Annotated in this window: 25 protein-coding genes and 5 pseudogenes; 20 read left to right on the top strand and 10 right to left on the bottom strand. The window is 71.3% G+C overall.

Annotated features, from left to right (window positions below):
* Positions 1 to 121 precede the first annotated feature (121 nt).
* On the top strand, positions 122 to 565 hold the full coding sequence (locus AB0F82_RS35360; protein WP_362635136.1) for a DUF2267 domain-containing protein: 444 nt from the start codon (positions 122 to 124) through the stop codon (positions 563 to 565).
* A gap of 119 nt (positions 566 to 684) precedes the next feature.
* Entirely contained in the window at positions 685 to 1,128 is a 444-nt protein-coding gene (locus tag AB0F82_RS35355) for an STAS domain-containing protein (RefSeq protein WP_362635133.1), read from the top strand.
* Positions 1,129 to 1,372: 244 nt separating this feature from the next.
* Here the strand turns inward: AB0F82_RS35355 and AB0F82_RS35350 are convergent, their stop codons facing one another.
* Entirely contained in the window at positions 1,373 to 2,917 is a 1,545-nt protein-coding gene (locus AB0F82_RS35350) for an FAD-dependent oxidoreductase (protein ID WP_436842246.1), read from the bottom strand.
* Between the two features lie 223 nt (positions 2,918 to 3,140).
* Between AB0F82_RS35350 and AB0F82_RS35345 the strand changes: the two genes are divergently transcribed.
* The 5 genes and pseudogenes from AB0F82_RS35345 to AB0F82_RS35325 all read left to right on the top strand — a co-directional run bounded on the left by AB0F82_RS35345 (position 3,141) and on the right by AB0F82_RS35325 (position 5,918).
* On the top strand, positions 3,141 to 3,356 hold the full coding sequence (locus AB0F82_RS35345; protein ID WP_362635130.1) for a hypothetical protein: 216 nt from the start codon (positions 3,141 to 3,143) through the stop codon (positions 3,354 to 3,356).
* Positions 3,335 to 3,476: pseudogene (locus tag AB0F82_RS35340) on the top strand (DUF6766 family protein); the annotation flags it as partial. The gene AB0F82_RS35345 and the pseudogene AB0F82_RS35340, both read left to right, overlap by 22 nt.
* Positions 3,477 to 3,721: 245 nt before the next feature.
* Positions 3,722 to 4,174 (top strand): DUF6098 family protein, encoded by a 453-nt coding sequence (locus AB0F82_RS35335; RefSeq protein ID WP_362635127.1) that lies wholly within the window; start codon positions 3,722 to 3,724, stop codon positions 4,172 to 4,174.
* A 110-nt stretch (positions 4,175 to 4,284) separates the two neighbouring features.
* Positions 4,285 to 5,328: a YihY/virulence factor BrkB family protein gene (locus tag AB0F82_RS35330; protein WP_362635125.1), complete on the top strand. Its 1,044-nt coding sequence runs from the start codon at positions 4,285 to 4,287 to the stop codon at positions 5,326 to 5,328.
* A 41-nt stretch (positions 5,329 to 5,369) separates the two neighbouring features.
* Positions 5,370 to 5,918, top strand: a complete 549-nt coding sequence (locus AB0F82_RS35325) for a phosphatase PAP2 family protein (protein WP_362635123.1) — start codon at positions 5,370 to 5,372, stop codon at positions 5,916 to 5,918.
* A gap of 104 nt (positions 5,919 to 6,022) precedes the next feature.
* Here AB0F82_RS35325 and AB0F82_RS35320 read toward each other — a convergent pair whose 3' ends face one another.
* Both AB0F82_RS35320 and AB0F82_RS35315 read right to left on the bottom strand, forming a co-directional pair.
* Positions 6,023 to 6,868 carry a PaaX family transcriptional regulator C-terminal domain-containing protein gene (locus AB0F82_RS35320; protein ID WP_362635139.1) on the bottom strand — a complete coding sequence of 282 codons (846 nt, stop codon included), beginning with the start codon at positions 6,866 to 6,868 and terminating at the stop codon, positions 6,023 to 6,025.
* Positions 6,869 to 6,903: 35 nt separating this feature from the next.
* Entirely contained in the window at positions 6,904 to 7,539 is a 636-nt protein-coding gene (locus AB0F82_RS35315) for a GNAT family N-acetyltransferase (RefSeq protein ID WP_362635122.1), read from the bottom strand.
* Positions 7,540 to 7,648: 109 nt separating this feature from the next.
* Between AB0F82_RS35315 and AB0F82_RS35310 the strand changes: the two genes are divergently transcribed.
* Both AB0F82_RS35310 and AB0F82_RS35305 read left to right on the top strand, forming a co-directional pair.
* A complete protein-coding gene (locus tag AB0F82_RS35310; RefSeq protein WP_362635120.1) occupies positions 7,649 to 8,716 on the top strand; it encodes an alpha/beta hydrolase family protein in 1,068 nt (355 codons plus the stop codon).
* Between the two features lie 505 nt (positions 8,717 to 9,221).
* A pseudogene (locus AB0F82_RS35305) lies at positions 9,222 to 9,347 on the top strand (tRNA (adenosine(37)-N6)-threonylcarbamoyltransferase complex transferase subunit TsaD); the annotation flags it as partial.
* A gap of 52 nt (positions 9,348 to 9,399) precedes the next feature.
* On the opposite strand, the gene AB0F82_RS35300 reads toward AB0F82_RS35305, so the two are convergent.
* A complete protein-coding gene (locus AB0F82_RS35300; RefSeq protein WP_362635118.1) occupies positions 9,400 to 10,368 on the bottom strand; it encodes a GlxA family transcriptional regulator in 969 nt (322 codons plus the stop codon).
* Positions 10,369 to 10,495: 127 nt separating this feature from the next.
* On the opposite strand from AB0F82_RS35300, the gene AB0F82_RS35295 reads away from it, so the two are divergent.
* The 4 genes and pseudogenes from AB0F82_RS35295 (at position 10,496) to AB0F82_RS35280 (ending at position 13,591) form a co-directional block, all read left to right on the top strand.
* Positions 10,496 to 10,927, top strand: coding sequence for a hypothetical protein (locus AB0F82_RS35295; protein ID WP_362635115.1), 432 nt, complete (start codon positions 10,496 to 10,498; stop codon positions 10,925 to 10,927).
* Positions 10,928 to 11,412: 485 nt separating this feature from the next.
* Complete coding sequence (locus tag AB0F82_RS35290; protein WP_362635113.1) at positions 11,413 to 11,934, top strand: DUF4396 domain-containing protein; 522 nt, start codon at positions 11,413 to 11,415, stop codon at positions 11,932 to 11,934.
* Positions 11,935 to 12,032: 98 nt separating this feature from the next.
* Positions 12,033 to 12,347 (top strand): annotated as a pseudogene (locus tag AB0F82_RS35285) (four-helix bundle copper-binding protein); the annotation flags it as partial.
* A gap of 800 nt (positions 12,348 to 13,147) precedes the next feature.
* Positions 13,148 to 13,591: an RICIN domain-containing protein gene (locus AB0F82_RS35280; protein WP_362635110.1), complete on the top strand. Its 444-nt coding sequence runs from the start codon at positions 13,148 to 13,150 to the stop codon at positions 13,589 to 13,591.
* A gap of 216 nt (positions 13,592 to 13,807) precedes the next feature.
* Here the strand turns inward: AB0F82_RS35280 and AB0F82_RS35275 are convergent.
* Positions 13,808 to 14,089: pseudogene (locus AB0F82_RS35275) on the bottom strand (telomere-associated protein Tap); the annotation flags it as partial.
* Between the two features lie 348 nt (positions 14,090 to 14,437).
* Positions 14,438 to 15,409 (bottom strand): cation diffusion facilitator family transporter, encoded by a 972-nt coding sequence (locus AB0F82_RS35270; RefSeq protein WP_436842247.1) that lies wholly within the window; start codon positions 15,407 to 15,409, stop codon positions 14,438 to 14,440.
* 236 nt (positions 15,410 to 15,645) lie between these two features.
* On the opposite strand from AB0F82_RS35270, the gene AB0F82_RS35265 reads away from it, so the two are divergent.
* Positions 15,646 to 16,035: an ArsR/SmtB family transcription factor gene (locus AB0F82_RS35265; RefSeq protein ID WP_362635105.1), complete on the top strand. Its 390-nt coding sequence runs from the start codon at positions 15,646 to 15,648 to the stop codon at positions 16,033 to 16,035.
* Positions 16,036 to 16,059: 24 nt separating this feature from the next.
* Here the strand turns inward: AB0F82_RS35265 and chrA are convergent, their stop codons facing one another.
* Positions 16,060 to 17,469: a chromate efflux transporter gene (gene chrA / locus AB0F82_RS35260; RefSeq protein ID WP_362635102.1), complete on the bottom strand. Its 1,410-nt coding sequence runs from the start codon at positions 17,467 to 17,469 to the stop codon at positions 16,060 to 16,062.
* A 212-nt stretch (positions 17,470 to 17,681) separates the two neighbouring features.
* Between chrA and AB0F82_RS35255 the strand changes: the two genes are divergently transcribed.
* Complete coding sequence (locus AB0F82_RS35255) at positions 17,682 to 18,173, top strand: Chromate resistance protein ChrB (RefSeq protein WP_356814819.1); 492 nt, start codon at positions 17,682 to 17,684, stop codon at positions 18,171 to 18,173.
* Complete coding sequence (locus AB0F82_RS35250) at positions 18,170 to 18,604, top strand: chromate resistance protein ChrB domain-containing protein (protein WP_362635099.1); 435 nt, start codon at positions 18,170 to 18,172, stop codon at positions 18,602 to 18,604. Before AB0F82_RS35255 ends, AB0F82_RS35250 begins: the two co-directional genes overlap by 4 nt.
* Before the next feature lie 695 nt (positions 18,605 to 19,299).
* Here the strand turns inward: AB0F82_RS35250 and AB0F82_RS35245 are convergent.
* Positions 19,300 to 19,878: a TetR/AcrR family transcriptional regulator gene (locus AB0F82_RS35245; protein WP_362635096.1), complete on the bottom strand. Its 579-nt coding sequence runs from the start codon at positions 19,876 to 19,878 to the stop codon at positions 19,300 to 19,302.
* A 91-nt stretch (positions 19,879 to 19,969) separates the two neighbouring features.
* Here AB0F82_RS35245 and AB0F82_RS35240 point away from each other — a divergent pair, with 91 nt between their 5' ends.
* Together AB0F82_RS35240 and AB0F82_RS35235 are read left to right on the top strand one after the other, a co-directional pair.
* Positions 19,970 to 20,416 carry a DUF1772 domain-containing protein gene (locus AB0F82_RS35240; RefSeq protein ID WP_362635094.1) on the top strand — a complete coding sequence of 149 codons (447 nt, stop codon included), beginning with the start codon at positions 19,970 to 19,972 and terminating at the stop codon, positions 20,414 to 20,416.
* A gap of 91 nt (positions 20,417 to 20,507) precedes the next feature.
* Positions 20,508 to 20,877: pseudogene (locus AB0F82_RS35235) on the top strand (DUF4267 domain-containing protein); the annotation flags it as partial.
* Positions 20,878 to 21,273: 396 nt separating this feature from the next.
* On the opposite strand, the gene AB0F82_RS35230 reads toward AB0F82_RS35235, so the two are convergent.
* Together AB0F82_RS35230 and AB0F82_RS35225 are read right to left on the bottom strand one after the other, a co-directional pair.
* Entirely contained in the window at positions 21,274 to 22,134 is an 861-nt protein-coding gene (locus AB0F82_RS35230; RefSeq protein WP_362635092.1) for a hypothetical protein, read from the bottom strand.
* Positions 22,131 to 22,697, bottom strand: a complete 567-nt coding sequence (locus tag AB0F82_RS35225; RefSeq protein ID WP_362635089.1) for a SigE family RNA polymerase sigma factor — start codon at positions 22,695 to 22,697, stop codon at positions 22,131 to 22,133. Before AB0F82_RS35225 ends, AB0F82_RS35230 begins: the two co-directional genes overlap by 4 nt.
* Positions 22,698 to 23,157: 460 nt before the next feature.
* Between AB0F82_RS35225 and AB0F82_RS35220 the strand changes: the two genes are divergently transcribed.
* The gene (locus AB0F82_RS35220; RefSeq protein ID WP_362635086.1) at positions 23,158 to 24,501 is read left to right on the top strand and encodes a pectate lyase family protein; all 1,344 of its coding nucleotides are present in this window, start codon (positions 23,158 to 23,160) and stop codon (positions 24,499 to 24,501) included.
* Positions 24,502 to 25,115: 614 nt separating this feature from the next.
* Complete coding sequence (locus AB0F82_RS35215) at positions 25,116 to 25,250, top strand: hypothetical protein (RefSeq protein ID WP_356814810.1); 135 nt, start codon at positions 25,116 to 25,118, stop codon at positions 25,248 to 25,250.
* The last annotated feature ends 78 nt before the right edge of the window (positions 25,251 to 25,328 follow it).

Genomic DNA, 25,328 nt, shown 5'->3' with positions numbered 1-25,328 from the left:
AGGACCTCACCCGCGAGGTCCTGCTCCAGCTCCCACCCGGCTACGACCTCCTCTTCGGCCACCCCCGGCCCACCTGACGCCGCCCGCCCGAACGGGCCCTGCATGAGAGAGCCGCAGCACCATGTACGACCAGCCTCGACCGAACCAGGCCCCGCCCGCCACGACGTTCGACCGGATGCTGGAACGCGTGCGCTACGAAGGCGCCTACCCCACCCGCGAACGCGCCGAGGAAGCCGTCCGCACCGTCCTGGCCGCCCTCGGCCGGCAGATCACCGGAGACGAACGCGTCGACCTCGCACAGGCCCTGCCCGTCGAGGCCGCCCTCACCCTGACCGCCCAGATCCCCGACACCGAACACCCCACCGGCTGGGGCTTCGTCAAAGACATCGCCGCACGATCCGGCACCACCCCCGCCGTCGCCCGCTGGGACACCGGAGCCGTCCTCGCCGTCGCCGCCCGCCTCGCCGGACCCGACCTCCTCGCCCGCATCCTCCACCAACTCCCCGACGGCTACGCCCTCCTCTTCGGGCAAGCAGACCTGCGCCCGCAGCAGCACGCTGCCTGACCGACCCGAGCGTCCCGGGCTGCCCGGCTCCGGGCACCCCGGGACCGGCGCGGGTCGCTCCCGCCCGAAAATCGGGCGGGAGCGCATCGAACCAGCCGATCATGGCGAGGTGAGACGACATGGACTTCCGCATGCCGATGAGGCGCTACGGGCCGACCGTGCACCTCACCCCTGCCGGTGAGCTCGACCTGCACACCCGATCCGCTCTCGACGAGACGTTGGCCGACCTCGACGACGGCGTCACCGTCGTGGCCTGCGACATGCGGCGCCTGAGCTTCATCGACGTCACCGGCCTGGACGGCCTCCTCGAATTCGCCCGCCGTCTCAACGGACGCGGCATCGCGTTCTTCGCCTACAACTGGCAGCCACAGCCCCGCCGCCTCCTCGACCTCATCGACGGCCTGTACCCGCCCCCCGACATCAACGGGAAACCGCGCTGCACATCCACCAGCCTGCTGCGCCGCAGCAGCCTGCAGGATCGGGCCGCAGCCCGCCGAACCGCCGGGGCACGGGCCGGGGGAAGCCCCGTGGGCCGGACAGCCGCCGCATCACGATCGCGGTAGACCCGCGGCAGCCGTCCGGCACACCTGTGAACGATGCGCTCGGCTCGGTCCTGAGCTGCTGGAGCTGGCCGACGAGTTCCGTCCGGTCTACTGGCGGCCGACGCTACTTCGACGACACTCCCTGGCCAGGAGCTCGGTGGCGGTCGTGACGGCGAGGTTCTGGGCCAGCCTCCGCGAGCTGCCGGGCGACATCATCGCTGGGGCCGAACGCACCACCTCGCCGGGCGTTCGTCCCGGTCGAGGGTCAGAGCCCGTCTGTGTCCTGCTGTTCCAGCGGGTGGAGTGCGGGACCCTGGAGGACCTCGCCGTCGAGGGCGAACCGGGACCCGTGGCAGGGGCACTCCCACGTCCGCTCTGCATTGTTGAAGGCGACGATGCAGCCGAGGTGCGTGCAGACGGCGGAGACCGCGTGCAGTTCGCCCTGCTCGTCGCGGTGGACGGCACAGGGCCTGCCGTGGGCGCGTACTACGGTGCCCTCGCCGGGGCGCAGGGCGGCACACGGGCCGTTCGTGCCGTCTCCCAGGGAGTCGAGGCGGCCTTTCACGAAGTGCTTGCCGGTGTCCCACTGTGCTTTGAGGAATGCGGGGGCGGTCCGGGCGGCCGATCCCAGGCGGCGGGGATCGTAGAACTCGGCCCATGCCGGGCGGGGGGCTGCGGTGATCAAGGAGGCGAGGAGCCGGCCGGCCAGCACGCCTCCGGTCATGCCCCATCCCGCGAACCCGGTGGCGGTGTAGACGTTCTGGTTTCCGGGGCGCATGGGCCCGATCAGGGGGATGGTGTCGGTGGCACTGTTGTCCTGGGCCGCCCACCGATGAGTGGTCTTGAAGCTGGGGAACCGCTGCTCGGCCCAGGACTGGAGACGGGCGTACCGGGCCTCGGTGTCTTCGCCGGCGCCCGGCGTGAAGGCTTCCCCGGTGACGATCAGCAGCCTCTCACCGTCGGGTCCGGGCGCGGTGCGTACGGATCGCTTGCCGTCCTCGCTCGTGATGTACATGCCGGCCGGGTCGAGGCCTGCGGGGATGGGGCCGGCGATGACGAGGTCGCGGTGCTGCGTGAGGCGTGTCGACAGCAGGGCGTGGTCGAAGACGGGGTGGTGCGTTGCGACGACCACGTGCCGGGCAGTGACGGTTTCTCCCGACTCCGTGGTGAGCCGGCAGGGCTCGCCCTCGTCGAGCTCGGTGACACGGGTGCCCTCGTAGATCTGCCCGCCGCGCGCGGTGAGGTCGTCGGCGAGGGCGCGCAGGTACTTCAGAGGGTGGAACTGAGCCTGGCCGTCGACCCTGACGGCACCCGCCACCGGATAGGGCAGGCCGGTAGCGGTGACGAAGTCTGCGCTCAGCCCCGCCTCCCGGGCTGCCTGCGCCTCCGTACGCAGTGCCTGCACTCCCTCGGGGTCCTCGCAATAGGTGAAGGCGGGACGCCGTTCGAGCTCGCAGTCGACATCGAGTTCCGCTGCCACCTCCAGGAGGTGGTGGAGCGCGGCGCTCTGGGAGGTGGCGTAGAGGCCGGCGGCCTCCTCCCCGTGCTGTGAGCGCAGCTGACTGTAGATGCTCGTGTGCAGAGCGGTGACCTTGCCTGTCGTATGACCGGTCACACCGGCCGCGATCCGGCCCGCTTCGAGGACGATGACGTGGCGGCCCGCGCGGGAAAGTTCCCAGGCGGTGCTGAGACCTGCGATACCTGCGCCGATCACGACTACGTCCGCCTGCGCCGGCGCCGCGAGGGACCGAAAGGCGGGCATCTCGACCGTCTGCATCCAGTAGCTGCTCGCATCGGGGAATCGCTTCATGCCCTGCGACTGCCCGCGGAGCAGCCGCGTGATGCACACCGCCGGCTTCCCGCCGTCCTGGCGAGCTTCACCGGCCACAGACCTCTGACGACGCGGTTCTGCCCTCGGATCGGCGAATTGCCGCCGGCCCGGACGACTCCGCCCACGGCCCCCGGCATGCCGGCGAAGTCGCAGATGTACGGGGAGGGCAGGCGAGCTCGCGTCCGGGTGTGGGGCGTTCGCCGTGCGCGTGGACGGCGCCCGGGATGCGGGGCTCCTCTTCGAACGGGCCGTGGCGGAAAGGGATTTCGCGAAGGCGTGCGACCTGCCGGCGCCGGAGACCCGGGCGGCTGTGGAGCAGGACGAGAAGCAGAGCTGCGCGAAGGCATTGGAAACCCATGAGCTCCCGGCGTCGGACGCGGTGGACGGTGTCGAAGTGTCGGCCTGGGCGAGTACCTGATGTCATCGGACTTCGCCGTGGACGTCACCGAGAACTGGCAGTCGGAGTTCCTCCAGTTCTTCCTGTTCATCTTCGGCACCGTGGGGCTGGTCCAGCGCGGCTCTCCTGAGTCCAAACCGGTCGGCACCGACCCACAGCTCCACGGGCGTCGAAGGCTGACATCCGCCCCGCAGCGGGAACGCGCTCGCTTGTACGCGTCGGTGTTGTGCCCGAGGGCGCAGAACTGCTCCGCCCGTCGGCGCCCGCACGCTCCGCCGGGATGGCGCCGCCGTGCGCCTTCCGCCCGCGCCGTGATCCTCAAAGCGGACCAGGCGGTCCGGAAAGGCTCTGCCGCTATCCGGCGCAGAGCTGGGTAGCCGCCGCGTATGGACGGGGTTCGGGACTGGTCGATGGCGGTCATCGGGTCGCTGGACGAACTGACGGCGCTGCTCACCGGCCGACGGGGACTGTATGTGCGCTGGTCGATGGGCCCGCAGCTCGATCTCTCGTGTGAGCCGTCGAGCCGGGACGCGCTCACCGGCATCGAACTGCCGGGCCTGTCGGCGAACCCCATGGACGTCGAGGACTGGTGGGGAGAGCGGCCGCTGCGCACATGGGCCGCGCGACGCCTGTACGACTACTCGCACTTGCCGCGTGTCAAGGACACCCGGGTCAGGCCCTGGCTGCTTGTGGGCACCGAGGCCGGGCGCGGACCCGACAACGAGCCTCTCGTGCGGGACGTGGAGCCCCTCGGGTGGGTCGATCAGAAGGTGATCACGGAGGCGGAGGAGGAGATCCACCAGCAGCAGGGCGTATGGGGGCCGCTCAACCGCAGGTGAGAGGCCGCTTTCGGTCGCCCGGCGCACCGCGGACTGCCCCGCCGGCCACCCGGAACCGGCTGGACCGGCGGTTGGTGCATGAGACGCGCGGGAGAGGAAAGCCGCCGGGTATGACACATACACCGAAACGAGAGCCCGGCGGCACCCCCCGGCCGCGGGGGACGGATCGGACCGAGGGCGCGGGACCGGACGGGCAGGTGGAAGAGCGGGCTCCGGACCGGTTGTCGGACATGCCCAAACACTCGTGGACGGCGACGCTGCGCGGCACGCTGAAGGAGTTCAAGGACGACGAGCTGGCCGACCGGGCCGCCGCCTTGACCTACTACGGGGTGCTTGCCCTCTTCCCGGCTCTGCTGGTGCTGGTATCGCTGCTGGGTATCGCCGGAGAGTCGGCGACCAAGCAGGTGCTGGACAACCTGCAGAAGCTGACGCCCGGCTCCGCACGCGATGTGATCAGCAATGCGGTCCAGCAGCTGCAGGGGAACGCCGGTATCGGCTCGCTCGTGGCGATCGTCGGCCTGGCCGTGGCGATCTGGTCGGCCTCCGGTTACGTCGCCGCGTTCATCCGCACCTCGAACGCCGTCTACGACATGCCCGAGGGCCGGCCGGTGTGGAAGGTCCTGCCGCTACGGCTGGCGCTGACGATCACACTGATGATCCTCGCGGTGGCCAGTGCACTGATCGTGATCTTCACCGGCAGTCTGGCCCGGCAGGCGGGAGCCGCTCTCGGGGTCGGTGACACGGCGATGACGGTGTGGTCGATCGCGAAGTGGCCGGTCCTGGTCCTGCTGGTCACGATCATGATTGCGATCCTGTACTGGGCGGCGCCGAACGCCAAGGGCCGCGGCTTCAAGTGGATCACCCCCGGGAGCTTCCTGGCACTGGTGATCTGGATGATCGCCTCCGCGGGCTTCGCGTTCTACGTGGCGAACTTCGGCTCGTACAACAAGACGTACGGCACCCTCGCCGGAGTGATCGTCTTCTTGATCTGGCTGTGGATCACCAACCTGGCCATCCTCCTCGGCCTGGAGTTCGACGCCGAGATGGTCCGCCAGCGCGCCATCGCCGGCGGCCACCCCGAGGACGAGGAGCCCTACGTCGAGCCCCGGGACACCCGTAAGTGGAGTGACGAGGACCGCCGCCGCCTGGCATGAGCAGGGCATGCGGCGCCGCAGGTGGGGGAAGCCTGGGGAACATGGACATCCTGGCGTCGCTGCGCGGCGCCGATCATCGCCTGACCCAGCGGATGGCCGCATGGGACTCCGCCTGGGCGCGCCGGCTCCTGCCTCCGGTCGAGGAGGCGGTCGAGCACACGAAGCTGTGGTGGGCGGCCGCGGGGGTGATGGCGGCCGGCGGGGGCCGGCGCGGCCGCAAGGCGGCCGCCGCCGGGATCACGGCCATGGCGTTGGCGGAGCTGCTGTCCAACGGAGTGGTGAAACAGCTCATCGAGCGGCGCCGCCCACCCAAGGAGTGGATCCCGCACTCGGACGTCCAGGACCGCCCTGACAGCTCCTCCTTCCCCTCCGGCCACACCGCCGCCGCCGTGGCGTTCACCGCGGCCATCGCGCCCACATGGCCGTGGGCGGGCGCCGCATGCTGCGTACCGACCGTGATGGTGGCGGTCGAGAGGGTGCACAGCGGCGCGCACTACCCCACCGACGTCGCGGCCGGCGCGGCCATCGGGCTGGCCGCGGCCGCGCTCCTGCGGGCAATGCCCCGCCTGCTCCTCCACGGCCTGCGCTGACCCCGGGTGGCCGGGCGGGTGACCGGTCGGTCTCGGAGGCATCGGCGTACCCCCGGCGAATGCACCGGCCGGTGCGAATGGAAGTGCACGCCCTCTGTCCTTCTTCAGCGACGGGCCCGGGCTGCAGCTTCCCGGGTGATGTCGGCGTAGAGGCGGAAGAGGGCTGGGCGGGCCTCGCCGCCTTCTCGTTCGTGCAGGACCGCCCAGCACCGGGCCACGAGCTCCCGGGCCTGGGTGCCGGGCCAGGGCCGGGGCAGGAGCTGAGGCGGCAACAGCGGGTCGGGCTCCATGGCGCGGGTCAGTTCAGCGGCAAGCTCGACCGCGATGGTGAGGAGTGCGGGCGGGGAGAGTGGGGCACGGCCGGTGAGCCGGGCCAGGCGGGGCCGGGTGATGCGGCTGAGACGGTGGTAGCGGTCGGCGATCTCCTGCAGGGGCCACAGGCGGCGGGCGAGTTCGACGGGCTCTCGGGCGTCGCCCTTGCGCAGGTCGGTCGTGGTGAGAAGGGTGAGCGCGCCATGGGCGCCGAGGCGGTGGGCCGCTTCTTCGACGTACGGCTCCCAGGCGTTGGCGCAGACGTACAGTCCGCCCTGGAGCGGGGCGCCGCCGAGGTGGACGAGCGTCTCACGCAGTGCGTCCCGGGCCGTGCGCGCCGATTCGGGCACCGCGAAGGCGGCCAGGTGCCAGACACCGTCCCAGGGCGCGAGCCCGGCGTCCTGCCGGAAAGCGTGCCGGAGGAAGTCCGCACGGGGAGCCAGGGCACGTGTGGTGTCCGCGGTCGCGTGCAACTCCGCCTTGCGGCCGCGGCCCTCGTGGGTGAACCGGCCCTCGGCCACGAGGCGTTTGACGCACAGCCGCACCTGCTGGTCGCTCATGCCCAGGGTGTTGGCGACGGTGTAGAGCTCGTCCGCGCCGACGGTGCCGTCCTCGCGGATCAGCGCGTGGACGAGCATGCGGGTGGGGACCTCGACGGGGTCCGCCTCGGCGCTCACAGTTCTCTCGCCCTTCCCGTTCCCACGGCGCGACGCATGGTGGTCACCGCGCCGAACCCCAGCAGCCCGCGCAGGTACGGCGTGCGTTCGGTCCGCGTGGCCGTGAAGCCGCGTCGCTCGTACAGGGCCCGGGCGCGCGGATTGGTGTCGATCACATCCAGTCTGATCTCCCGGCAGTGCTGCTCCGCCGCGACGGCGGCCACTTCCTCGATGAGCAGACTGCCGACGCCACGCCCGCGCATGCCCGGGTCCACGGCGATGCCGTCCATGACGAGCTGGCCGGGGGCCGCGTGGCGTTCGAACAGGGCGAGCAGCAGAAGTCTGGGCAGCCCCCGCAGGTGTCCGTATGCGCGCAGTACGGCGCAGGCCGACCCCCCGGTGAGGGCACGGCCGCCGAGCTGGTAGCCGGCGAGGCCGACGAGCTGCCCGTCCAGGAGCGCGCACACCGCGCGGTCGGCGTTCAGGTGGGCGGCGATGAAGGGCACCGCCTTGTCCGGCGGATTCAGCGCAGGGCCGAGCTTGCGGCCGAAGGCGTCCCAGTACATCTCGGCCGCCCGCCGCTCGGCGCCGGCCGGAAGGCCCCGCCTGACCACCACCGGTCCGGCGCCGGTGTCCGTCGTGTCCACTCCCATGCCGTGCCCTCCTTCGTCACTGCAACCCGAGCTCAAAACTATCATTCTTCCAACGACCGTGCTTGTGCTGATAGTTTCTTGGCTCATCCGAACAGAGGCGGTCAGTCCCATGCATCCACAGCTCCAGCCCCGACGGCGCGGGCTCCGCACAGCCGTGTGGTCACTGGTCACCACCCTGGTCGTGGCCACCGGTCTCGTCGGTGTGGTGCTGTGGCAGCACTCCTACGCCATGGACGAGCAGCGGGTGTCGATCCGCCACGGCGGCCACACCCTCAACGCAGTACTGGCCACCCCCAAGGACGGCCGCAAGCACCACGGCCTGGTCGTGTACGTCCACGGCGACGGCCCCGTCGACGCCACCCATGACGACGGGTACAAACCCCTGTGGGAAGCGAACGCCAAAGCCGGCTACGCCTCCCTGTCCTGGGACAAGCCCGGCGTCGCGGGCGCGCCGGGGAACTGGCTCGGCCAGTCCATGGACGACCGGGCCGACGAGGTGGCCGCCGCCATCGCCTGGGCGCGCGCCCGCCCCGACATCGACGGCGACCGGATCGGGCTCTGGGGCGCCAGCCAGGCAGGCTGGGTCCTGCCGAAGGTCGCAGCCAAGACGCCCGTGAGCTTCGTCATCGCCGTCTCGCCCGCGATCAACTGGCTCCGGCAGGGCCGCTACCACCTCCTCGCCGAACTGCGCGCCGACGGAGCGTCAGCGAGCCGTACCAGCGCGGCGATCGCCAAGAGCGACACCACCCGACGGCTGCTGGAACGCCACGCGACCTTCGAGGAGTACGTCAGGGCCATGGACGGCGACGCGGACGGCATGACCGCCGATCGCTGGGACTTCATCTCCAAGAACTACACCGCGGACGCCACGCAAGACCTCCGCGCCCTGCGCGGCGTACCGGTGCTGCTGGCCCTCGCGGGTCATGACATGAACGTGGACACCGCCGACACGGAGCGCGTCTACCGCGAGGTGCTGGACCCGGGCGGTGTATTGACCGCCGAGCGCTACCCGGACGCGACCCATTCATTTCTCAAGCAGTCCATCGAGCGGTCGGACCTCAAGATCACGCTCACTGCGCTCTTCACGCCCCGCTCGCTCTTCGCGGACGGATTCCTGGACGGCCAACGACAGTTCCTCAAGGATCTCGGCTCGGGCGGTGTGGTGCGTTCACGGTGAGTGCGCGAGCCGCTGCCGCATCGGATGTGCTCGGAGCCGGGGTGAGGTGAGCTCCAGAGCCCGGTTGTCCTGTCCGGCAGCCATGTGGTCGAGCCATCGTTCATACCAGGCGAGGAAGTCCGGGGCCGAAGAGACGTTCGGGCCCCAGAAGCCGTCGGCGCTGCATGCGTCCCGTGAGAGGGCCGGTGATGCCCATGAGGACGAGGTCGCTGCACCCGCGTTCGATGACGTGCAGGAACAGGTCGCCACGGCGGGTGGGGCGACAGGCCCGGCTGAATCCTCTCGGGCCGGTGCCGGCACCTCTGGAATCCATCGTGAAGAGCGTGCAGTCCTGCAACGGGATCAGCCCGTAGTACGCCGACGCACCACTGCCGCCCATGGTGGTGAGGAAGTCTCGATAACTCCCTCGTCCGCCTACGTCGCCGTCCTCCCACTGCTGCGCCTGACCAGGCAGGTGCGGCCCGGCCGAGGCCGCGGTCTGCGCCTACGGCGCGGGGATCGCTTCGCCGGCGGCGACCTCCTCAGATACGCGCCGGGGCGGTCCGCCCCGGCGCAGCTGGATCTGTCGATCGACCCGTCGGCGCCGCGGGAATTCGCCGCCCTGCACCCACCCGCCGCCCGAGTGGCGTGAACGGCGTCACCGGGCGTACGGCGGCGTGAGGGTGCGGGGCCGCCGAGCCGCGTCACTCCGCCTTCCGCGCTGCGTTCCGGTAGCGCGAGGGCGAGATCCCAAACCGGCGTGTGAACGCCTGCCGCATCGCCTCCGCGCTGCCGAACCCGCATCGGTCCGCCACGGCCTCCAGCGGCAGGGCGGTGGAAGTGAGCAACTGCGCCGCGACCTCCGCCCGGGCGAGACGGACGTAGCGGGCCGGTGCCTGCCCCAGGTGATGCGTGAACAGCCGGGTGAGATGCCGTGGTGTCACCCCTGCCCGCGCGGCGAGCGCCTTCGTACTCAAATCGGCGCCCGGGTGCGCCGCGATGTGCTCCACAATTCCCCTGGTCACCTCGTCACGCGGAACGGGGGCGGACGTGAACAGGCTCATCTGCGCTTGACTGCCGGGCCGTTGCAGGTAGACGACCAGGTCCCGGGCCACCTGTCGGGCCAGGTCCGGTCCGTGGTCCTCCTCGATGAAGGCCAGCGTGAGGTCCAGGGCGCTGGTGACTCCCGCCGCCGTGTAGACGTTGCCGTCGCGAACGTAGATCGGCGCGGGGTCGAACGTGACCTGCGGGTTCTCGTCGGCGAGTGCACGCGCATACCGCCAGTGCGTGGTCGCCCGTCGCCCGTCGAGCAGCCCGGCGGCGGCCAGGACCGCCGCCCCGGTGCACACCGATGCCACGCGGCGGCTCTCCTTCGCCAGCCGGCGCACGTGTGCCACGAGCCGCGAGTCGGCCGCCGCCCGCTCGAAACCGACGCCACCGGAGACGATCAGGGTGTCCAGTGGGCCGACAAGCCGTTCGAGGGCCTCGTCGGCACCCAGCGTGAGCCCCGTACCGCAGACGAGAGGAGTGCCGCCCGGCCCGGCCAGGCGCACCCGGTACGGCACAGTCGGCGTACCGATCCCGTTGGCCATGCCCAACGGCGTCGTCACGCAGGCGATGTCCAGCAATTCGGCTGCCTCGTATCCGACCACCACCATCAGCCGCTCCGCCATGCGGTGACCCTATGCCGGAAGGACGGGTACCCCAAGAAGCCGGACCTCGTTCCTTCCGGCTCTTCCGCGACGTTCGATCTGCCTGGACGGTGGAGCCGTTGGTGCACCCCCCGCCGAGAGGAACGCGATGAACTCCGCACCTGAGAACACCACGGGGACCCTGCCGCGCCGGCTGGTGCACCGCTGGCCCACCGTCGCCGCGGTCGCAGTAGTGATCGCAACCTTCGTGGACGGCGTTCCGCCCCTCGCAATGCTCGCCGCTCTGCTCGCGATCATGCCGGTCTGCTATCTGCTCTTCGGGGCGTTCCGCGGAGAACTGCGCGACCTCCGCATTCTGGCCCTTCAGTTGGCAGGCCTTGTCGGCCTGGCCGCCGTGGCCGCGCTGGCCCTTGCACTGGGAGAGACCGTGGGCCTGCACGTGGTGGCCGCAGGCTGGCTGGCTCACGGCGTCTGGGACATCGCCCACCACCGCACGGGCCGGGTTGTCCCAAGGGCCTGGTCCGAATGGTGCGCGGTCGTCGACGTGGGCGGAGCGCTCGCGATCCTGGCTCTCCTGTGACGGCCGGCGGCCAGTGGAAGAACGCTGTCGATGCCTCCGACCGGCGACGGCTGATCGCAGGCGCTGCCCTGCTGGTCGTGTTCGTCCTCGGTCCGCGAAGTCGCCGCTGATGCCGCTCGTCATCCGGCGCACCCGGTCTCGGCGTCTCCAACCTGGCGATGGCACTGCTGGGAGCGGCCTGGATTGCCATGCGGTACTTCCTCAACCTCTACCTCCCAGCAGGTCCTGGGCCGTGACAGCCCTGGGTGTGGCGGTGGCCTCATCCCGACCCCGATGGCGGCCGTGTCCTTGCGTGGCCTGAGTCGACGCCCCCCTCCCATGCACGCGCTCCTGGGCTGCCCGCACCTGCGTACCGGTCCGTAGGTCACCGCGCGAGCAGGATCCGGGAACACCGCCGCCTCTTGCACATACCCCTGGGGGGTATATGGTGGTGGTGTGAGTCCGCGGGGGCGGGGTCACACTGGACGGGATTGGGGATGACGGTCATGGACCACAGCGCACACCACACCAGCACCGCGCACGACCACGCCGCGCACCAGGCGCACGCCGGTCACGCCGGGCATCAGAGGGGCGGGGTGACGTGGGGGGCCGCGGCGAAGGCGACGCTGCACTGCCTGACCGGCTGTGCGATCGGTGAGATCCTCGGCATGGTCATCGGCACCGCCCTGATGTGGGGCAACGCCCAGACGATGATCCTGGCGATCACCCTGGCGTTCGTCTTCGGCTACTCGTTCACCTTGTTCGCGGTCCGCAAGGCCGGCCTGGACTTCAAGACGGCCGTGAAGGTGGCGCTGGCCGCTGACACCGTCTCGATCGCGGTGATGGAGCTCGTCGACAACGGGATCATCGCCCTGGTCCCCGGGGCGATGGACGCCCACCTGTCGGACGCGCTGTTCTGGACGGCGCTGCTGGGCGGCTTCGCCGTGGCCTTCGTGGTCACGACGCCGGTGAACAAGTGGATGATCGGCCGCGGCAAGGGCCACGCCGTCGTCCACGCCTACCACTGACCGCAGCCGTGCGGCCCCGCGTCCGGAGGTTGGCTGGAGGTACCGGGGGCTTCCATGGCGGCCGCCCCGGATCGCCGGCCCCGCAGGGGTGCGGAGGCATCGAGGAGTGCATCGCCTGCGCACAGGCGTGTACGGCGTGCGCCGACGCCTGCCTGTCCGAAGGCATGGTCGGCGATCTCGCCAAGTGCATCCGCACCGACATGGACTGCGCCGACATCTGCACCGCCACCGCCGCGGTCCTCTCCCGCCACACCGGCTACGACGCCAACATCACCGCCGCGATCCTCAAGGCGTGCTCCATGGTCTGCAAGGCGTGCGGCGACGAATGCGGACGCCACGCGGACATGCACGAGCACTGCCGCCTCTGCGCCGAAGCCTGCCGCTCCTGCGAACAGGCGTGCAACGAACTCCTCGACGCATCGGCTGAGACAGGCCGACCGCGGGTCAGCGCGCCGGCGGGACCTGCCCCCGCCGGCGCCGCCGCCCGTAGCGGGTTGTCCCGTGCGCCTTGAGCGCGGCCGCGTCCGCTGTCAGCCGGACGCGCAGGCCCTCCGTCCCACCGCCCGTGAGCGCCGCCCGGGCAGCCGGCTGCATGCGGCACCGTGCCCTCCGGCCCCGGCAGCGCCAAGGCGATCTCCTCATCGACAGCCTCTACCCACCCGCCGACCGCAACGGCAACCACGACGGCCCCACCCAACTGCTGCGCCGCCCCCTCCAGGGCTCCGTTGATGCCGCCCGTGCGGGCGGAGCAGCAAGAGCCCGACAGGACACTCCGCGCCGGGCCGAGCCCCCGTCCCGTCAGGCGCCGGGCAGCCGACCGGCAGCTGAGGCAACCCCCGCGCCGGACAGGTACGCCGGTGGCGGTCACCGGCACGGTGAGCGCCGCTGCCGACGCACGGTAGGTGTCACCAGCGGCAGCTGCCGACCTGCGTTGTGGCGTTGGTGAGGCGCCGTAGTTGTCACCGGATGGGCACGCTGCTAGTCGCCGGCAACGGGATCTCGCGCAGAGCAACTGCCCCCGGACACACCATGGAAGGCACGGAGGACGCCTCCACCGAGCCGGTCGAACACCGGGACGCATTCGCTGTACTCCTGAAGGGTGACGCAGAGCCTTTCCGACCCTCTGTCGCACGTTGGCAGGGAAGGGATCCGCCTGGCCCAACAGATCAGTGGCGACCCGCACGGGCGCCGCACGTCAGAAGTGGAGTCGGCCATGACACCCGTACCGAACGGCACGTACACGATCACCCGCCCTTCCGAGCAGCTGCTCACGCTGCTGGACGGGGCATCGGAGCCCAAGACCCCCGTTGTCCTGCTGCCTCCCACCGGCAACCCCGGCGAGCAGGAGTGGCAGCTGGAGAGACTCAGCAACGGCAACTACACGATCCGCAATCTCCGCAGTGAAACCTATGTCTCCTACGACGGCGAGCCGGAGACGAACAAGCCGGTCGTCGGATACCCCGAGCCGCGCGAGTGGGCGCTCTACCAGTGCGACCAGCCCCACACCTTCCACGTCGTCGTCCCCGGAGGCCCCGTCGACGGCGAGGAGCTGGCCCTGGACCTCAGCGTGCTGCGGATCTTCCCGCCCCGTATCGCCCTGAGGCCACTCGACGTCAACAACCGACGCCAGGCGTGGACCTTCCAGTTCACGGAGTAGAGACGTGAACCGGGTGCCCGGGCCGGCAGCCGACCCGGGCACCGCCCCGAGAACGCGGCCACTGTCGTGCTTCGGCTCACTGAAGGGGTATGCCTCCTGCTGCGGGCGGACGCTGGCCGCCTGGAACGACACGTCGATGGAGGCGAGGTCGGTGAATTCGGCTTCGAGCTGGTCGGCGCGGGTGCCGCCGTCTTCGAAGTGGATGTCCTGGAGTCAATCGACGGCCCACGCCATCTGCTGGACGCAGTCGACCTTCGCGAGGCCGGGCGTGGTGCCGAGGCGGAAAGCCCGGGGGAGGGGCTTGCCGGAGGTGGTGTAACGGCAGGAAGTCGAGCGGGGAGGGCCCCGGGCTCGGGTAGACGACTCGGACAGAACACCGAGCGGGTATTGCCCGGTGGCCTTCGCGGTGTTGGCCGTCTTGCGGTGCATGGTGACCCGCGCCGTGGAGATGACCGCGGCCCGGATGTCGGGCCGCCAGGTCGGCCGCTCCAGCACCGGCCGCTTCAGCGCGGCTGGATCGCCGCCCGGGTGCCCGGAGGCCGCCTGGCGTGCTGTGCGACGACGGCATGCGGGCCGAAGCGGGGGCCACCGCGCTCGGCACCACCCGCTCCAAGGCCCTGCACCTGCTCGGTGGCCGCGCCGGGCGGACAGGGGCACGCACCACAGCGTCCGCCTTGCCGGTTTTCGGGTTCGCCGGAGCGGATCTCGGTCCGCGGGCTGTGCTGCTGCATGGCGCGGCGGTCGGGTGATGGGCCGCAGAAGGGCGCCTTCGTGCACGAGACCGGGGGAGCCGGCGGCCGGGCCGTTCTGGGCTCTTGGGTGGGGTCAGGGCGGGGTCAGGGTGGGTCAGCCCGCCCCGTGATGCGCGAGCACGGCGTGCTGGCCGGCACTGTGCGTGTGGTCGGTGTGAACGGTCGCGGCGGTCAGCCGGGGCACCGCGTGGATCAGCGCGTGCTCGGCCGCGACCGCGAGCTCGTGGGCCTGCACGACCGTCAGCTGCGGATCGACGACGATGTCGGCCTCCGCGCGCAGGGTGTGTCCGATCCACCGCATCCGCACCTGCCCCAGACCGCGGACGCCGTCCACACTGCGCAGGGCGTGCTCGGCGTTGTCGACGAGGGCGGGGTCGACGGAGTCCATCAGCCGCCGGCAGACCTCCCGGGCCGCGCCGCGCAGCACCGCGAGGATCGCGAGGGTGATGAGCAGGCCGACGAGGGGGTCGGCGTACCTCCAGCCGATGGCAGCGCCACCCGCGCCGAACAGTACGGCGAGCGAGGTGAAGCCGTCGGTGCGGGCGTGCAGTCCGTCGGCGACCAGTGCGGCCGAGCCGATTTTCCGGCCGGTGCGGATCCGGTAGCGGGCCACCCATTCGTTGCCGATGAACCCGACGAGTGCGGCGGCCGCCACCGCCCACAGGTGGGTGATCTCCCGCGGGTTCAGCAGCCGGTCGACGGCCGTGTAGGCGGCCAGGGCGGAGGACGCGGCGATGGTCAGCACGATGGCGACGCCGGCGAGGTCCTCGGCGCGGCCGTAGCCGTAGGTGTAGCGGCGGTTCGCCGCCCGCCGTCCCAGTACGAACGCGATGCCCAGCGGGACGGCGGTCAGCGCGTCGGCCGCGTTGTGGACGGTGTCGCCCAGCAGCGCCACGGATCCCGACAGGGCGACCACCGCCGCCTGGACGACGGTGGTCAGACCCAGGATGCCCAGTGACAGCCACAGGGTGCGCATGCCCTCCTTCGAGGTCTCCATCGCGGAGTCGACCTTGTCGCCCGCCTCGTGGCTGTGCGGGGCCACCAGATGCGCGACGTGATGACGCAGATGACGCAGACGCGACCACCGCGAACCCGCACCGCCATGGCCATGGCCATGGCCGTCGTGATGCCCGTCGGCAGGGCCGTGGTTGTGATCGTGTTCGTGGTGGGTGCTCACGGCAAAAGCGCCTTCCAGGAGACGAAGGGAGGGCCGGGCCCAGGACCTTGGCGGCTCTGTGCGACACCACCACCATACAAGAACACCTGAACAGGTCTTCATGTGTTGCCGGTAGGATGGGCGCCATGGGCCACGAAACCGACGGCGGACACCGCGCCACCACCCGCGAACGCCTCGACGCCGTGGGGACCGCCGACGTCGCAGCCACCCTCCAGGCCCTGGCCACCCCCTCCCGGCTGCGTATCCTCGCCCGCCTCCAGGAAGGCCCGTGCGCGGTGGCCGTACTCGCCGAAGCCGTCGAGATGGAACCCTCCGCCTGCTCCCACCAGCTGCGCCTCCTGCGCAACCTCGGCCTGGTCGCCGGAGAGCGCCAGGGGCGCTCGATCATCTACGCCCTCTACGACCACCACGTCGCCCAGCTCCTGGACCAAGCCCTCTTCCACGTCGAGCACCTGCGCATGGGCCTGCGCGACACCCCACCCGCCGCCGCGGCCCCCGCCGACGCCGCCCTGTAGCGGATCCTCGGCCGGCCCGACGGCTCAGACGCCGGGAAGGCCTACCACGGCTGCGCCCAGTCCGAGGGCCGCGCAGACGCCGAGGGTGCGCAGGACGCTCCAGCGGAGCTTGAAGATCAGCAGCGCCGCGATCACGGCGGTCGCGAGGGCGGCAGGGCGCAGTGTGGCCAGGTCGGGCAGGGTGATGTGCGCAGGGCCGAAGCTCTTGTCGGCCACGTCTGTGAAGAGGGTGTGTTCGGCGAAGTACAGGGCGAGGTTGGCGATGACGCCGACGACGGCGGCGGTGATGCCGGTCAGGGCGGCGGAGATCCTGCGGTTGCCGCGAAGGCGCTCGATGTAGGGGGCGCCGAGGAAGATGAACAGGAAACACGGCACGAAGGTGACCCAGGTGGTGAGCAGGGCGCCGAGCAGGGCCGCGGCCCACGGGTCGAGGCTGCCGGGGTCGCGGTAGGCGCCGAGGAACGCGACGAACTGCACCACCATGATCAGCGGACCCGGCGTCGTCTCGGCCAGAGCGAGGCCGCTGACCATCTCCTTGGCGCTGAGCCAGCCGTAGGTCTGCACGGCCTGCTGCGCGACGAAGGCCAGGACGGCGTAGGCGCCGCCGAAGGTCACCAGCGCGGTGCCGGAGAAGAACAGGCCTTGGGTGGTGAACACGCTGTCGGCGCCGGTCAGGAGAGCGACGGCGGCCACCGGGACGGCCCACAGCAGCAGGCCCGCGGTGAGGATGCGCCAGGTGCGCCGACGGCCGGCCTGCTCGTGGTGCAGGGCGTCATCGGGGATCAGCGGCGGCGGCCCGTCACCGGACCCGTGCCCGGCCGCGGGCTTCAGGGCGCCGGGCCTGAAGTGGCCGATGAGCCATCCGGCGAGAGCGGCGGCGGCGATCACGGCGGGGAACGGCACCGAGAACAACGCCAGCGCCGCGAAGGAGACGGCGGCGAGGGCGACCAGGAGTGGGTGGGTCAGGGAGCGCTTGGCAACCCGGGAGACGGCCTGGACGACGATGGCGGCCACCGCGGGCGCCAGGCCGGCGAACACGCCGGTGACGGCTGCCGTCGAGCCGAAGGAGACGTAGAGCGCGGACAGCGCGAGCAGCGCGAGGACCCCGGGCAGGACGAAGAGGGTGCCGGCGATCAGCCCGCCGCGGGTGCCGTTGAGAAGCCACCCGGTGTAGATCGCCAGCTGCTGGGCCTCCGGTCCCGGCAGGAGCATGCAGTAGCTCAGGGCGTGGTTGAACCGCTGCTGGCCGATCCAGCGCTTGTCCTCCACCAGGGCACGCTGCATCACCGCGATCTGCCCCGCCGGACCGCCGAACGTCTGCCAGGAGATCGCGAACCATGCGCGGATCGCCTGCCGCAGCGCAATGACATCGCCACCCGCCAGGGCTTGATCGGCTTTGTCCGGGGTGCTCGGGGGCTGGTCGGTGGCGGTCACCGGCACGGTCTCCGTCCTGATGGAGCCGCACGAGACGGCCGGGGGTCCGGACGGCCCGGGCGTGCGCGACCGCGCATCCCCACCCGCCCCTGCTGTGCAACCATGGTTACATCAGTCCTCGGGTCGTCGGAAGGGAGATCTCGGGGGATGGACATGAACAGCTCGTTGCAGCCTCTGGACGCGGCCGGAACAGACCCCTCAGGGCACCCGGCGTGAGCAGCCCGGGCATTGAGCAGCAATGGGTGCTGCTCTCCTACCGTCTGCCCCGCGAGCCCTCCACCCCGCGGATCACCGTGTGGCGCAAGCTCAAGCGCCTGGGCGTCGCGCAGATCAGCGACGGCCTCATCGCGCTGCCCGCCGACGCCCGCACCCAGGAGCAGCTGGAGTGGATCGCCGAGGAGGTCACCGACTTCGGCGGCCACGCCACGGTGTGGATCGCCCACCCGGCCGCCGCCGGCCACGAACAGCAGCTCGTCCACGCCATGACCCAGGCCCGGGCCACCGAGTACCAGCAGGTCCTCGCCCGGGCCGAGGCCGCCCACGACACCGGCGACGCCGAACGGCTGCGCACGCTGACCAGACTCCGCGCCGAACTCCGGCGCATCCAGCGCCGCGACTACTACCCCCCACCCGACCGGCTCGCCGCCGAAGCCGCCGTCAACGCCCTGCACCCCGCCAACGCCACCGAGGAGAGCACCCCATGAAGTGGGCCACCCGCGCCGGCATCCACATCGACCGCGCCGCCTGCGCCTGGCTGATCGGCCGCTTCATCGACCCCGCAGCCGAGTTCGTCTTCGTCACCGACCCCGCCCAGGTCCCGAAGGACGCCACCCCCTTCGACATGCGCGGCGCCGAACTCGGCCACCACCACGGCGACTGCAGCTTCGAGACCATCCTGCGCGTCCACCGCCTCACCGACGACCCTGCCCTGCGACGCATCGCGCAGATCGTCCACGAAGCCGACATCGACGACGAACGCTTCCACGCCCCCGAGGCCCCCGGCCTCGACGTCGTCCTGCGGGGCCTGTCCATGAGCGGCGACGACACCCGCACCATGGCCGTCGCCAACCCCCTCTTCGACGGCCTCCACGAGTACTACCGGCGGGCCGACGCCCTGGGCCGCGAACCCGCCTGACGCCCCCGAAGCCCGCCTCGGCCCCTGCCCGCTCCCGGCCGTACGCGAGACCAGCCCCGCACCGGGAACGACACCTTCACACCCCGTCCTGTGACAGATCGACCTGATGGCCCCCCATCCCGCGCGCGGACGGCCCTGGATCTGCCGAGGGGGCGTCGCAGGCCGTGCACGGCGCCTCCTCACCGCCCCCTGGGGAGCGCCATGTCCCGTGCCCAAGCCCGCCCCGCCGTGCTCGCCGCCGCGCTGATCGCGGTCCTCGCGGCCTCGGCCGCACCACGTCGGCGCATGTGGAGGTCGAGGGGGGCGATGCCCGCGCTCTGGCCCGCAACGTCCCCTGGCCTTCGTCGCGGAGTCCGAGTCCGCCTCGGCCGGCATCACGAAGCGACGACGGCCGCGCCGACCGCTGGATCGAACCGGAGGAGTCCACCGGCGGCGGACACGGCGCCTCGGCTCCCGTCCTCACTCTGCAGCCGGCCGCGCCCGGAGCCGCGCCGGTCACCCCCAGCTCCAACCCCGCGGCCGAACCCGCCACCGCGGCCATCGCGACCATGGCTTCCCACACGGCCTCCTCGTCGCGGTCCGGCACGGGGGTCTCCTCGTGCTGACGACTATGGGGGCTTGAGGAGAAGGGGGCAGCGTCCCACCGCTGCCCCCTCCGGAGCGAGGTGGGCCGACGCGGCCGGCGCGATGGTGTGTCAGGCCACGGAGAGCCGGTCCACCAGCAGTTCCACCCTCTGCTCGGTGTCCTGCGGCGGCAGTCGTCCGGCTCGGGTCAGGGTGGCCAGCCCGTGCAGGGCCGCCCAGAACGTCTCGGTGAACAGCCCCGGGGCGACGCCGTCCCCGGCGACCTCGCCCAGGCACTCCAGCAGCGCGGCGAAAGCGTCCTTGAGAGGTTCCGGGGTGTCCTCCTGCGCGTACGCCAGGCCACCGTCGAGCTGGAAGATGGCGTCGTAGACCGCCGGGTTGCGTGCGGCGAAGTCGAGGTAGGCGCGGGCGAGGGCGGACACCCGCTCGCGCGGGCCGCCTGCGGCGGCGGTCGCGGCACGCACCGCCGCGGCCAGCTCGGCGGCGCCCTCCAGGGCGACGGCGCCGATGATCTCCCGTTTGCCGCGGAAGTGGCTGTAGAGGACGGGCTGGCTGTATTCGATGCGCTCGGCGAGCCGGCGGGTGGTGACCGCGTCCCAGCCCTGCTGCTCGGCGAGTTCGCGGGCCGTCGCCACGATGAGGCGCTCGCGCTTCGCCCGTTCGCGCTCCTTGCGTTCCTGTACCGACATGATTCGATCCTAGCACCGCTAGACAATCAAGCGGCAGCAGTACTAGCGTTGGCCCATCAGCTAGCAACGCTAGATACGAGAGAGGGTCGTCATGCTCAACGCACTCGAGGTCATCACCACCGTGGTCGTCGGCGTGATGGTGGGGGTGGAGTTCTCCGTCGCCTTCGTCATCAACCCGATCCTCGGCGCCCTCCCGGAGGACAGCGGCCAACTCGGCCGCGCCCACGGGGGCCGGATGCTCGGCGCCGTGATGCCCGTCTGGTACATCACCTCGCTCGTCCTCGTCGCGGTCTGGGCCATCGCCGGACGGCACCACCACCCCACCGGCCTCGTCGTCACCGCCGGCGCACTGCTGCTCCTCAGCGTGGTCATGTCGATTCTGCTGCTCGTCCCGATCAACAACCGGACCAAGACGTGGACCCCCGAGAACCGGCCCGCCGACTGGAAGGAGCAGATGAACCGCTGGGACCGCTTCCACTACGTCCGCGTCGCCGTCATCATCGCCGCCTTCGCCCTGCTCGTCACAGCCCTCGCCTGAGCCCGCATGCCGGCCCCGCGCCGGGGCGCACGATCCCCGCTCCCCGCCCGGCAGCGGACCCCCCGAACTCCCGACATCCGGGAACCTCTTCATCCTCTGGTTCGGGACGGAATTCATCCTGAGCCCGGAGACGACGACACCGGGCTTCGGCCCGCCGAGCCGGCCGTCCGGCGACGGCGGCGGCTTCCTGATCACCAAGGGAATCCGCGACGTCGTCCTGGCCCTGGTCCTCGGCATCCTGCTGGTGACGGGCCACCGCCGGGCCTGGGCCGGGAGCCGCTGGTGGAGGCCTCGCCGCCTACGGCGACATGACCACCGTGCTGGCACACCACGGCTCCGTGGCCACCGCGCTCGGCGTCCCCGGCCTGACCGCGACGCCGATGGTGCTCAACGGCCTGCTGATCATGCGAGAGACCCGCAAGACCGGGGCCGCTCCGGCAACGCCCGCCCCACAGCCCGCCCAACGCCACCCCGGCGCGTGTCGGTATTCGCCTGCCAGTGCCCGCCGGGAGGGCGAGCCGCACGACCTCCTTCCAGGGGAGGGCGGCGGCCCGGTCTCGATTCTCCAGGACGGCGCAGCGCGCCCCTGCGGCGTTTCTGCCCGGCGACATGGCCAGGCCCGACCCTGGCCGCCCGGCCCACTCATGCTCGCCCAGGTAGCCGCACCCAGGCGGAACTCGCGGTCCGCCGCCCGGCCTTCGGTTCATGAGTTGCGTACAGCAGATCGATTCGCCCGAAGAAGAGGCTCTCCCGCCCCGGCCGCGCACCTGACCCTCGACCTCCGCCGGCACTTCCGGAGCAAGGCCGACCGGGATCCGGCGCAGTGGCTGCCGCCGGTCGCGGACGCGTTGTGCCGGTCAGTCGTCGTGCCGGGCGAAGTCGCCCGACACGGCGAGCGGTTCGCTCCGCGTCCGGGCAGTGGCCGCGTAGCGGTCGTCCCGGGCGTCCCGACCGCCCCGGGCGTGGTGGTACTGCCCGGCGAACATCCACTGGCCGGCCGGCACCGTACGACCCTGCTTGAGCACCCAGGTGTGGACGAGGTAACCGTCCTTCTCGGCGACCGTCAGCGTGAAGTCGGCCTCGGGCAGCGACCGCCACGCACCGGCGGAGGTGACCCCGCCGGTCTGGGCGATCCGCAACTCGACGGTCAGCGCGGTCAGTACCTCGCGCGTCTTGAGGGTGACGTTGCTCTGCGCCCAGAAGTCGTTGCTGTGCGGGTCCACCGAGCCGTCCGACCACAGCGGCCCGTCCTGCTCGCCGGCGGCGGGCGCGCCGGCATCGGGCGTACGCGGCGGGGAGACGCTCGGCTCGCGGGGCTCGCGGGAGGCGCTCGGTGTCGGACCCGCGGGCGCCGGGTCCGAGGGGGTCGGGTCCACCGGCGAGGGAGTCCGGCGCGTCGCGTCCGTCGACGGGGCGGGCGTGGAGGTGGGGGCGGGCGTCGGCGGGACCGCGACCGTCTGCTGCGCAGGCTCGTCGTTCACCACGGAGGCCACGCCGTAGCCGCCGGCGGCGAGGATCCCCGCGACCGCCGCGGTGACGCCCGCCACGCGCACCCAGCCGAACCGGGGAGGGCGGGCCGTACGGGAGCGGGGCAGGTCCTCCTGCGCCATGCCGCGTTCGAGCCGGGCCAGGATCCGCGCGCGGTCGGGCCGGTGCGCCCCGGCCGCCTCGTGCAGCCGGGTGCGCAGCTCGTCGTGCACGTCCCGCCGCATGCTCATCGGTTCCTTCCTCCGGCATTCCCGGTACGCGCCATCGCCGCGTGCACCTTACGCGGAGCGTCCTGCGTGCCGAGCAGCCGCTGCAGCTCGGCCATCCCCTTCGACGTCTGGCTCTTCACCGTACCGACCGACACGCCCAGGGCCATCGCGGTGTCCTTCTCGGACAGGTCGAACGCATGGCGCAGCACGACACACGCCCGCTTCCGGAACGGCAGCCTGCGCAGCGCCCCTTGTACGTCGACCACCCCGGCCACGTCCGGATTCTCTGTCTTCTCCTCCCGCTGCGCCCAGAACAGCGCGATACGCCGCCGCTCGCGCACCGCTCTGCGTATCCGCGTCCGGGCCAGATTGGCGACCACGCCCCGCGCGTACGCCACCGGCTGCTCGCTCGCCCGCACCCGGTCCCAGCGGTGCCACAGCGCGAGCAGCGCATCCGCGGCCAGGTCGTCGGCGGCATCCGCCTCGCCGGTCAACAGGTGGGCGAGCCGGGCCAATTCGGCGTGGTGCCGCTCGAAGAAGGCATGGAACTCCACGGAGGCGGCGTCATCGACGACTGCGGCCACGGGCGATGCCTCCTCGCAGCGACCTCGGGGCCCGGAAACCGGGCGCCTGCCTGTCATGTGTGCGACATGTGAATGTCCGGACGGGATTCGCAAGAGTAGCAGTGAGCAAGCGCTTGGTCAGCCACGCCTGTCACTTGACGGCACTCCCGGTCTTGACCGGCGGGGCGCAGGTCCCGGCCCGGACGGGCCGGGGTGCCCGCAGCCGTCAAGGCGATCGGCTGAATCGATGCGCGATCGGACCGGGACCGTGGACGGCGTCTTGGACGCGCATGCAAAGACAGAGGTAGCCACCTCCGACAGCTGTCTGGGGGTGGCGCGATGGGTACCCACGACCTCTTCGCCCGAATGAGGTTCGGTTGCTGACCCGGCCTGCAAAAAAGATCCCCGTACGCGGCAACCTTTCACGGGGCGGCGGCCACTGACAGGGCGTAACCCGTTCCTCCCCCGCAAAGGAAGCCCCGTGGCTGCTCGCTCCCACCGCCGGTCCCTCCGATCCCGTCGTGCCGCCGTCATCTGCACGGCCGTCGTGGCCGCATGCGTCGGCTCTGGTGCTGTCGTGATGAACGCCAACGCCGGGACCGTCGACCTGTACCACCAGACGCTCACCGCGAAGGACGGCTGGGCGGCCTCCGGTACGGGGACCACCGGTGGCACGAAGGCCGACGCCGCCCACACCGTCACCGTCTCCACCCGTGCGCAGCTCGTGAAGGCGCTGGGATCGGCCTCCGACACCACGCCCCGCATCATCAAGATCAACGGCATGATCGACGCCAACACCGACGACAGCGGAAAGAAGCTGACCTGCGCCGACTACGCCCTCGGGACCGGCTACTCCCTGCCGGCCTACCTCAAGGCCTATGACCCGGCCACCTACGGCCGCTCCAAGCTGCCCTCCGGCACCCAGGAGACGGCACGCGCCGCCGCCCAGGCCAAGCAGGGCAAGAACATTGTCTTCAAGGTCCCCGCCAACACGACAATCGTGGGCGTCCCCGGCACGAACGCGGGCCTCACCGGGGCCATGCTCCAGATTCAGAACGTGGACAACGTCATCGTCCGCAACCTGACCTTCGCCGCCACCGAGGACTGCTTCCCGCAGTGGGACCCGACCGACGGCGACGACGGCAACTGGAACTCCAACTACGACTCGGTGTCCCTGCGCGGCGCGACCCACGTGTGGGCGGACCACAACACGTTCACCGACGCGCCGCACTTCGACAGCGCCAACCCGAAGTACTTCGGCCGCGAGTACCAGATCCACGACGGCGCCCTCGACATCACCAAGGGATCCGACCTGGTGACCGTCTCGCGCAACCAGTTCACCAACCACGACAAGACGATGCTGATCGGCAGCAGCGACACCGACAGCGTCGGCAAGCTGCGCGTCTCCATCCACCACAACGTGTGGAAGGGCATCATGCAGCGCGCCCCGCTGGCCCGCATCGGCCAGATCCACATCTACAACAACTACTACGACGTCACACCCCTGAACGGGTACACGCCGCAGTACACCATCAACTCCCGCGCCAAGGCCCAGGTCGTCGCGGAGAACAACTACTGGAAGCTGCCGTCCGGCGCGAAGGCCGCCAAGCTCCTCAGCGGTGACGGCACCGGCTCGGTCAAGGGCTCCGGCAACCTCGTCAACGGCACGGTGACCGACCTCGTCGCCGCCTACAACGCCGCCTCGTCCAAGGACCTGAAGACCACGGTCAACTGGACCCCGACCCTCACGACGGGCCTGGAGGCCTCGGCGAGCAACCTTCCGACGTCGCTGGCGACGACGACGGGGGCGGGCGCGCTCAAGTAGCACCCCAGACACGCGAGGGCCGGGACACCACGAGCCCCCGGCCCTCGCGCCCCGCCCCGCGCGGTCCGCCACCACGGACCTGTGAGGGCCCCGCCGATGCGTTCCCGGGCTCCTCACGGCGTCTGGCGGGCCGGTTCGCTCAGGCCGCACGACCTTGTTCTCGGTAGCCAGAAGCCGGCGAAAACGGGTCCACGAGATCGAGCACCTCATCAGCTTGGCCACCGGAGTTGACGGAGCGCCCGGCCACCTCAATTGCGCCGACGTGATCGAGTCTCTCGCTCGGCCCGCGCCCTCCTCCAGGGCACGGGCCGAGCCCGACGGACGACGCAGCGCCATGCCTGTCCCCGGCGCCGGCCGCTGCGCTGTCCCTTCTTGAGAGCAGCCGCCTCACCCAGCTGGACCTTGCGCATGGCGCGCCGGTCCAGGTATCGCAGCGCAGCCGGACACGCTCACCCAGCTTCGGGAATCCCGGTCTCCCTTCCGTCACACGCCGCCTTCTCGGGCAGCCTTTGGCCGTATACCGCCTTCGGTGGCCCGGATTCCGGCCCTAGCCTCCCTTCCGGGACGGACTCCGAGTCCCGTCCGGCACACGCCAGCCATAGGGGGACAACTCGATGACCGCACTGCGCAGGACCCTGACCGCACTCGCCCTCACCGTCCTGGTCGCCATGGGCTCGGCAGGCACCAGCCACGCCTGCGACGGCACCCCGCCCACCGGCGCCGGCGACTTCTACTGCCAGCCCGCCTGATAAGGCCTCGGGGAACGTCGCGAAAGCCACGTTCGCCATGAGCACCGGGTCCGGCTCGCCGGCGCGGACGAACTCCCG

Source organism: Streptomyces virginiae (assembly GCF_040638905.1).
In the GTDB taxonomy this organism is placed as follows: Bacteria; Actinomycetota; Actinomycetes; order Streptomycetales; family Streptomycetaceae; genus Streptomyces; species Streptomyces virginiae_B.
Note: the sequence above shows the minus strand (reverse complement) of the source record. Positions and strands in the feature narration are given on the sequence as shown.

Excerpts from the sequence above, each read along its gene's own strand:
- AB0F82_RS35360 (WP_362635136.1), top strand. The coding sequence starts at position 122 with ATGTACGACCAGCCTCGACCGAACCAGGCCCCGCCCGCCACGACGTTC.
- AB0F82_RS35355 (WP_362635133.1), top strand. The coding sequence starts at position 685 with ATGGACTTCCGCATGCCGATGAGGCGCTACGGGCCGACCGTGCACCTC.
- AB0F82_RS35350 (WP_436842246.1), bottom strand. The coding sequence starts at position 2,917 with ATGAAGCGATTCCCCGATGCGAGCAGCTACTGGATGCAGACGGTCGAG.
- AB0F82_RS35335 (WP_362635127.1), top strand. The coding sequence starts at position 3,722 with ATGGACGGGGTTCGGGACTGGTCGATGGCGGTCATCGGGTCGCTGGAC.
- AB0F82_RS35330 (WP_362635125.1), top strand. The coding sequence starts at position 4,285 with ATGACACATACACCGAAACGAGAGCCCGGCGGCACCCCCCGGCCGCGG.
- AB0F82_RS35325 (WP_362635123.1), top strand. The coding sequence starts at position 5,370 with ATGGACATCCTGGCGTCGCTGCGCGGCGCCGATCATCGCCTGACCCAG.
- AB0F82_RS35320 (WP_362635139.1), bottom strand. The coding sequence starts at position 6,868 with ATGCTCGTCCACGCGCTGATCCGCGAGGACGGCACCGTCGGCGCGGAC.
- AB0F82_RS35315 (WP_362635122.1), bottom strand. The coding sequence starts at position 7,539 with ATGGGAGTGGACACGACGGACACCGGCGCCGGACCGGTGGTGGTCAGG.
- AB0F82_RS35310 (WP_362635120.1), top strand. The coding sequence starts at position 7,649 with ATGCATCCACAGCTCCAGCCCCGACGGCGCGGGCTCCGCACAGCCGTG.
- AB0F82_RS35300 (WP_362635118.1), bottom strand. The coding sequence starts at position 10,368 with ATGGCGGAGCGGCTGATGGTGGTGGTCGGATACGAGGCAGCCGAATTG.
- AB0F82_RS35295 (WP_362635115.1), top strand. The coding sequence starts at position 10,496 with ATGAACTCCGCACCTGAGAACACCACGGGGACCCTGCCGCGCCGGCTG.
- AB0F82_RS35290 (WP_362635113.1), top strand. The coding sequence starts at position 11,413 with ATGGACCACAGCGCACACCACACCAGCACCGCGCACGACCACGCCGCG.
- AB0F82_RS35280 (WP_362635110.1), top strand. The coding sequence starts at position 13,148 with ATGACACCCGTACCGAACGGCACGTACACGATCACCCGCCCTTCCGAG.
- AB0F82_RS35265 (WP_362635105.1), top strand. The coding sequence starts at position 15,646 with ATGGGCCACGAAACCGACGGCGGACACCGCGCCACCACCCGCGAACGC.
- AB0F82_RS35250 (WP_362635099.1), top strand. The coding sequence starts at position 18,170 with ATGAAGTGGGCCACCCGCGCCGGCATCCACATCGACCGCGCCGCCTGC.
- AB0F82_RS35245 (WP_362635096.1), bottom strand. The coding sequence starts at position 19,878 with ATGTCGGTACAGGAACGCAAGGAGCGCGAACGGGCGAAGCGCGAGCGC.
- AB0F82_RS35240 (WP_362635094.1), top strand. The coding sequence starts at position 19,970 with ATGCTCAACGCACTCGAGGTCATCACCACCGTGGTCGTCGGCGTGATG.
- AB0F82_RS35230 (WP_362635092.1), bottom strand. The coding sequence starts at position 22,134 with ATGAGCATGCGGCGGGACGTGCACGACGAGCTGCGCACCCGGCTGCAC.
- AB0F82_RS35215 (WP_356814810.1), top strand. The coding sequence starts at position 25,116 with ATGACCGCACTGCGCAGGACCCTGACCGCACTCGCCCTCACCGTCCTG.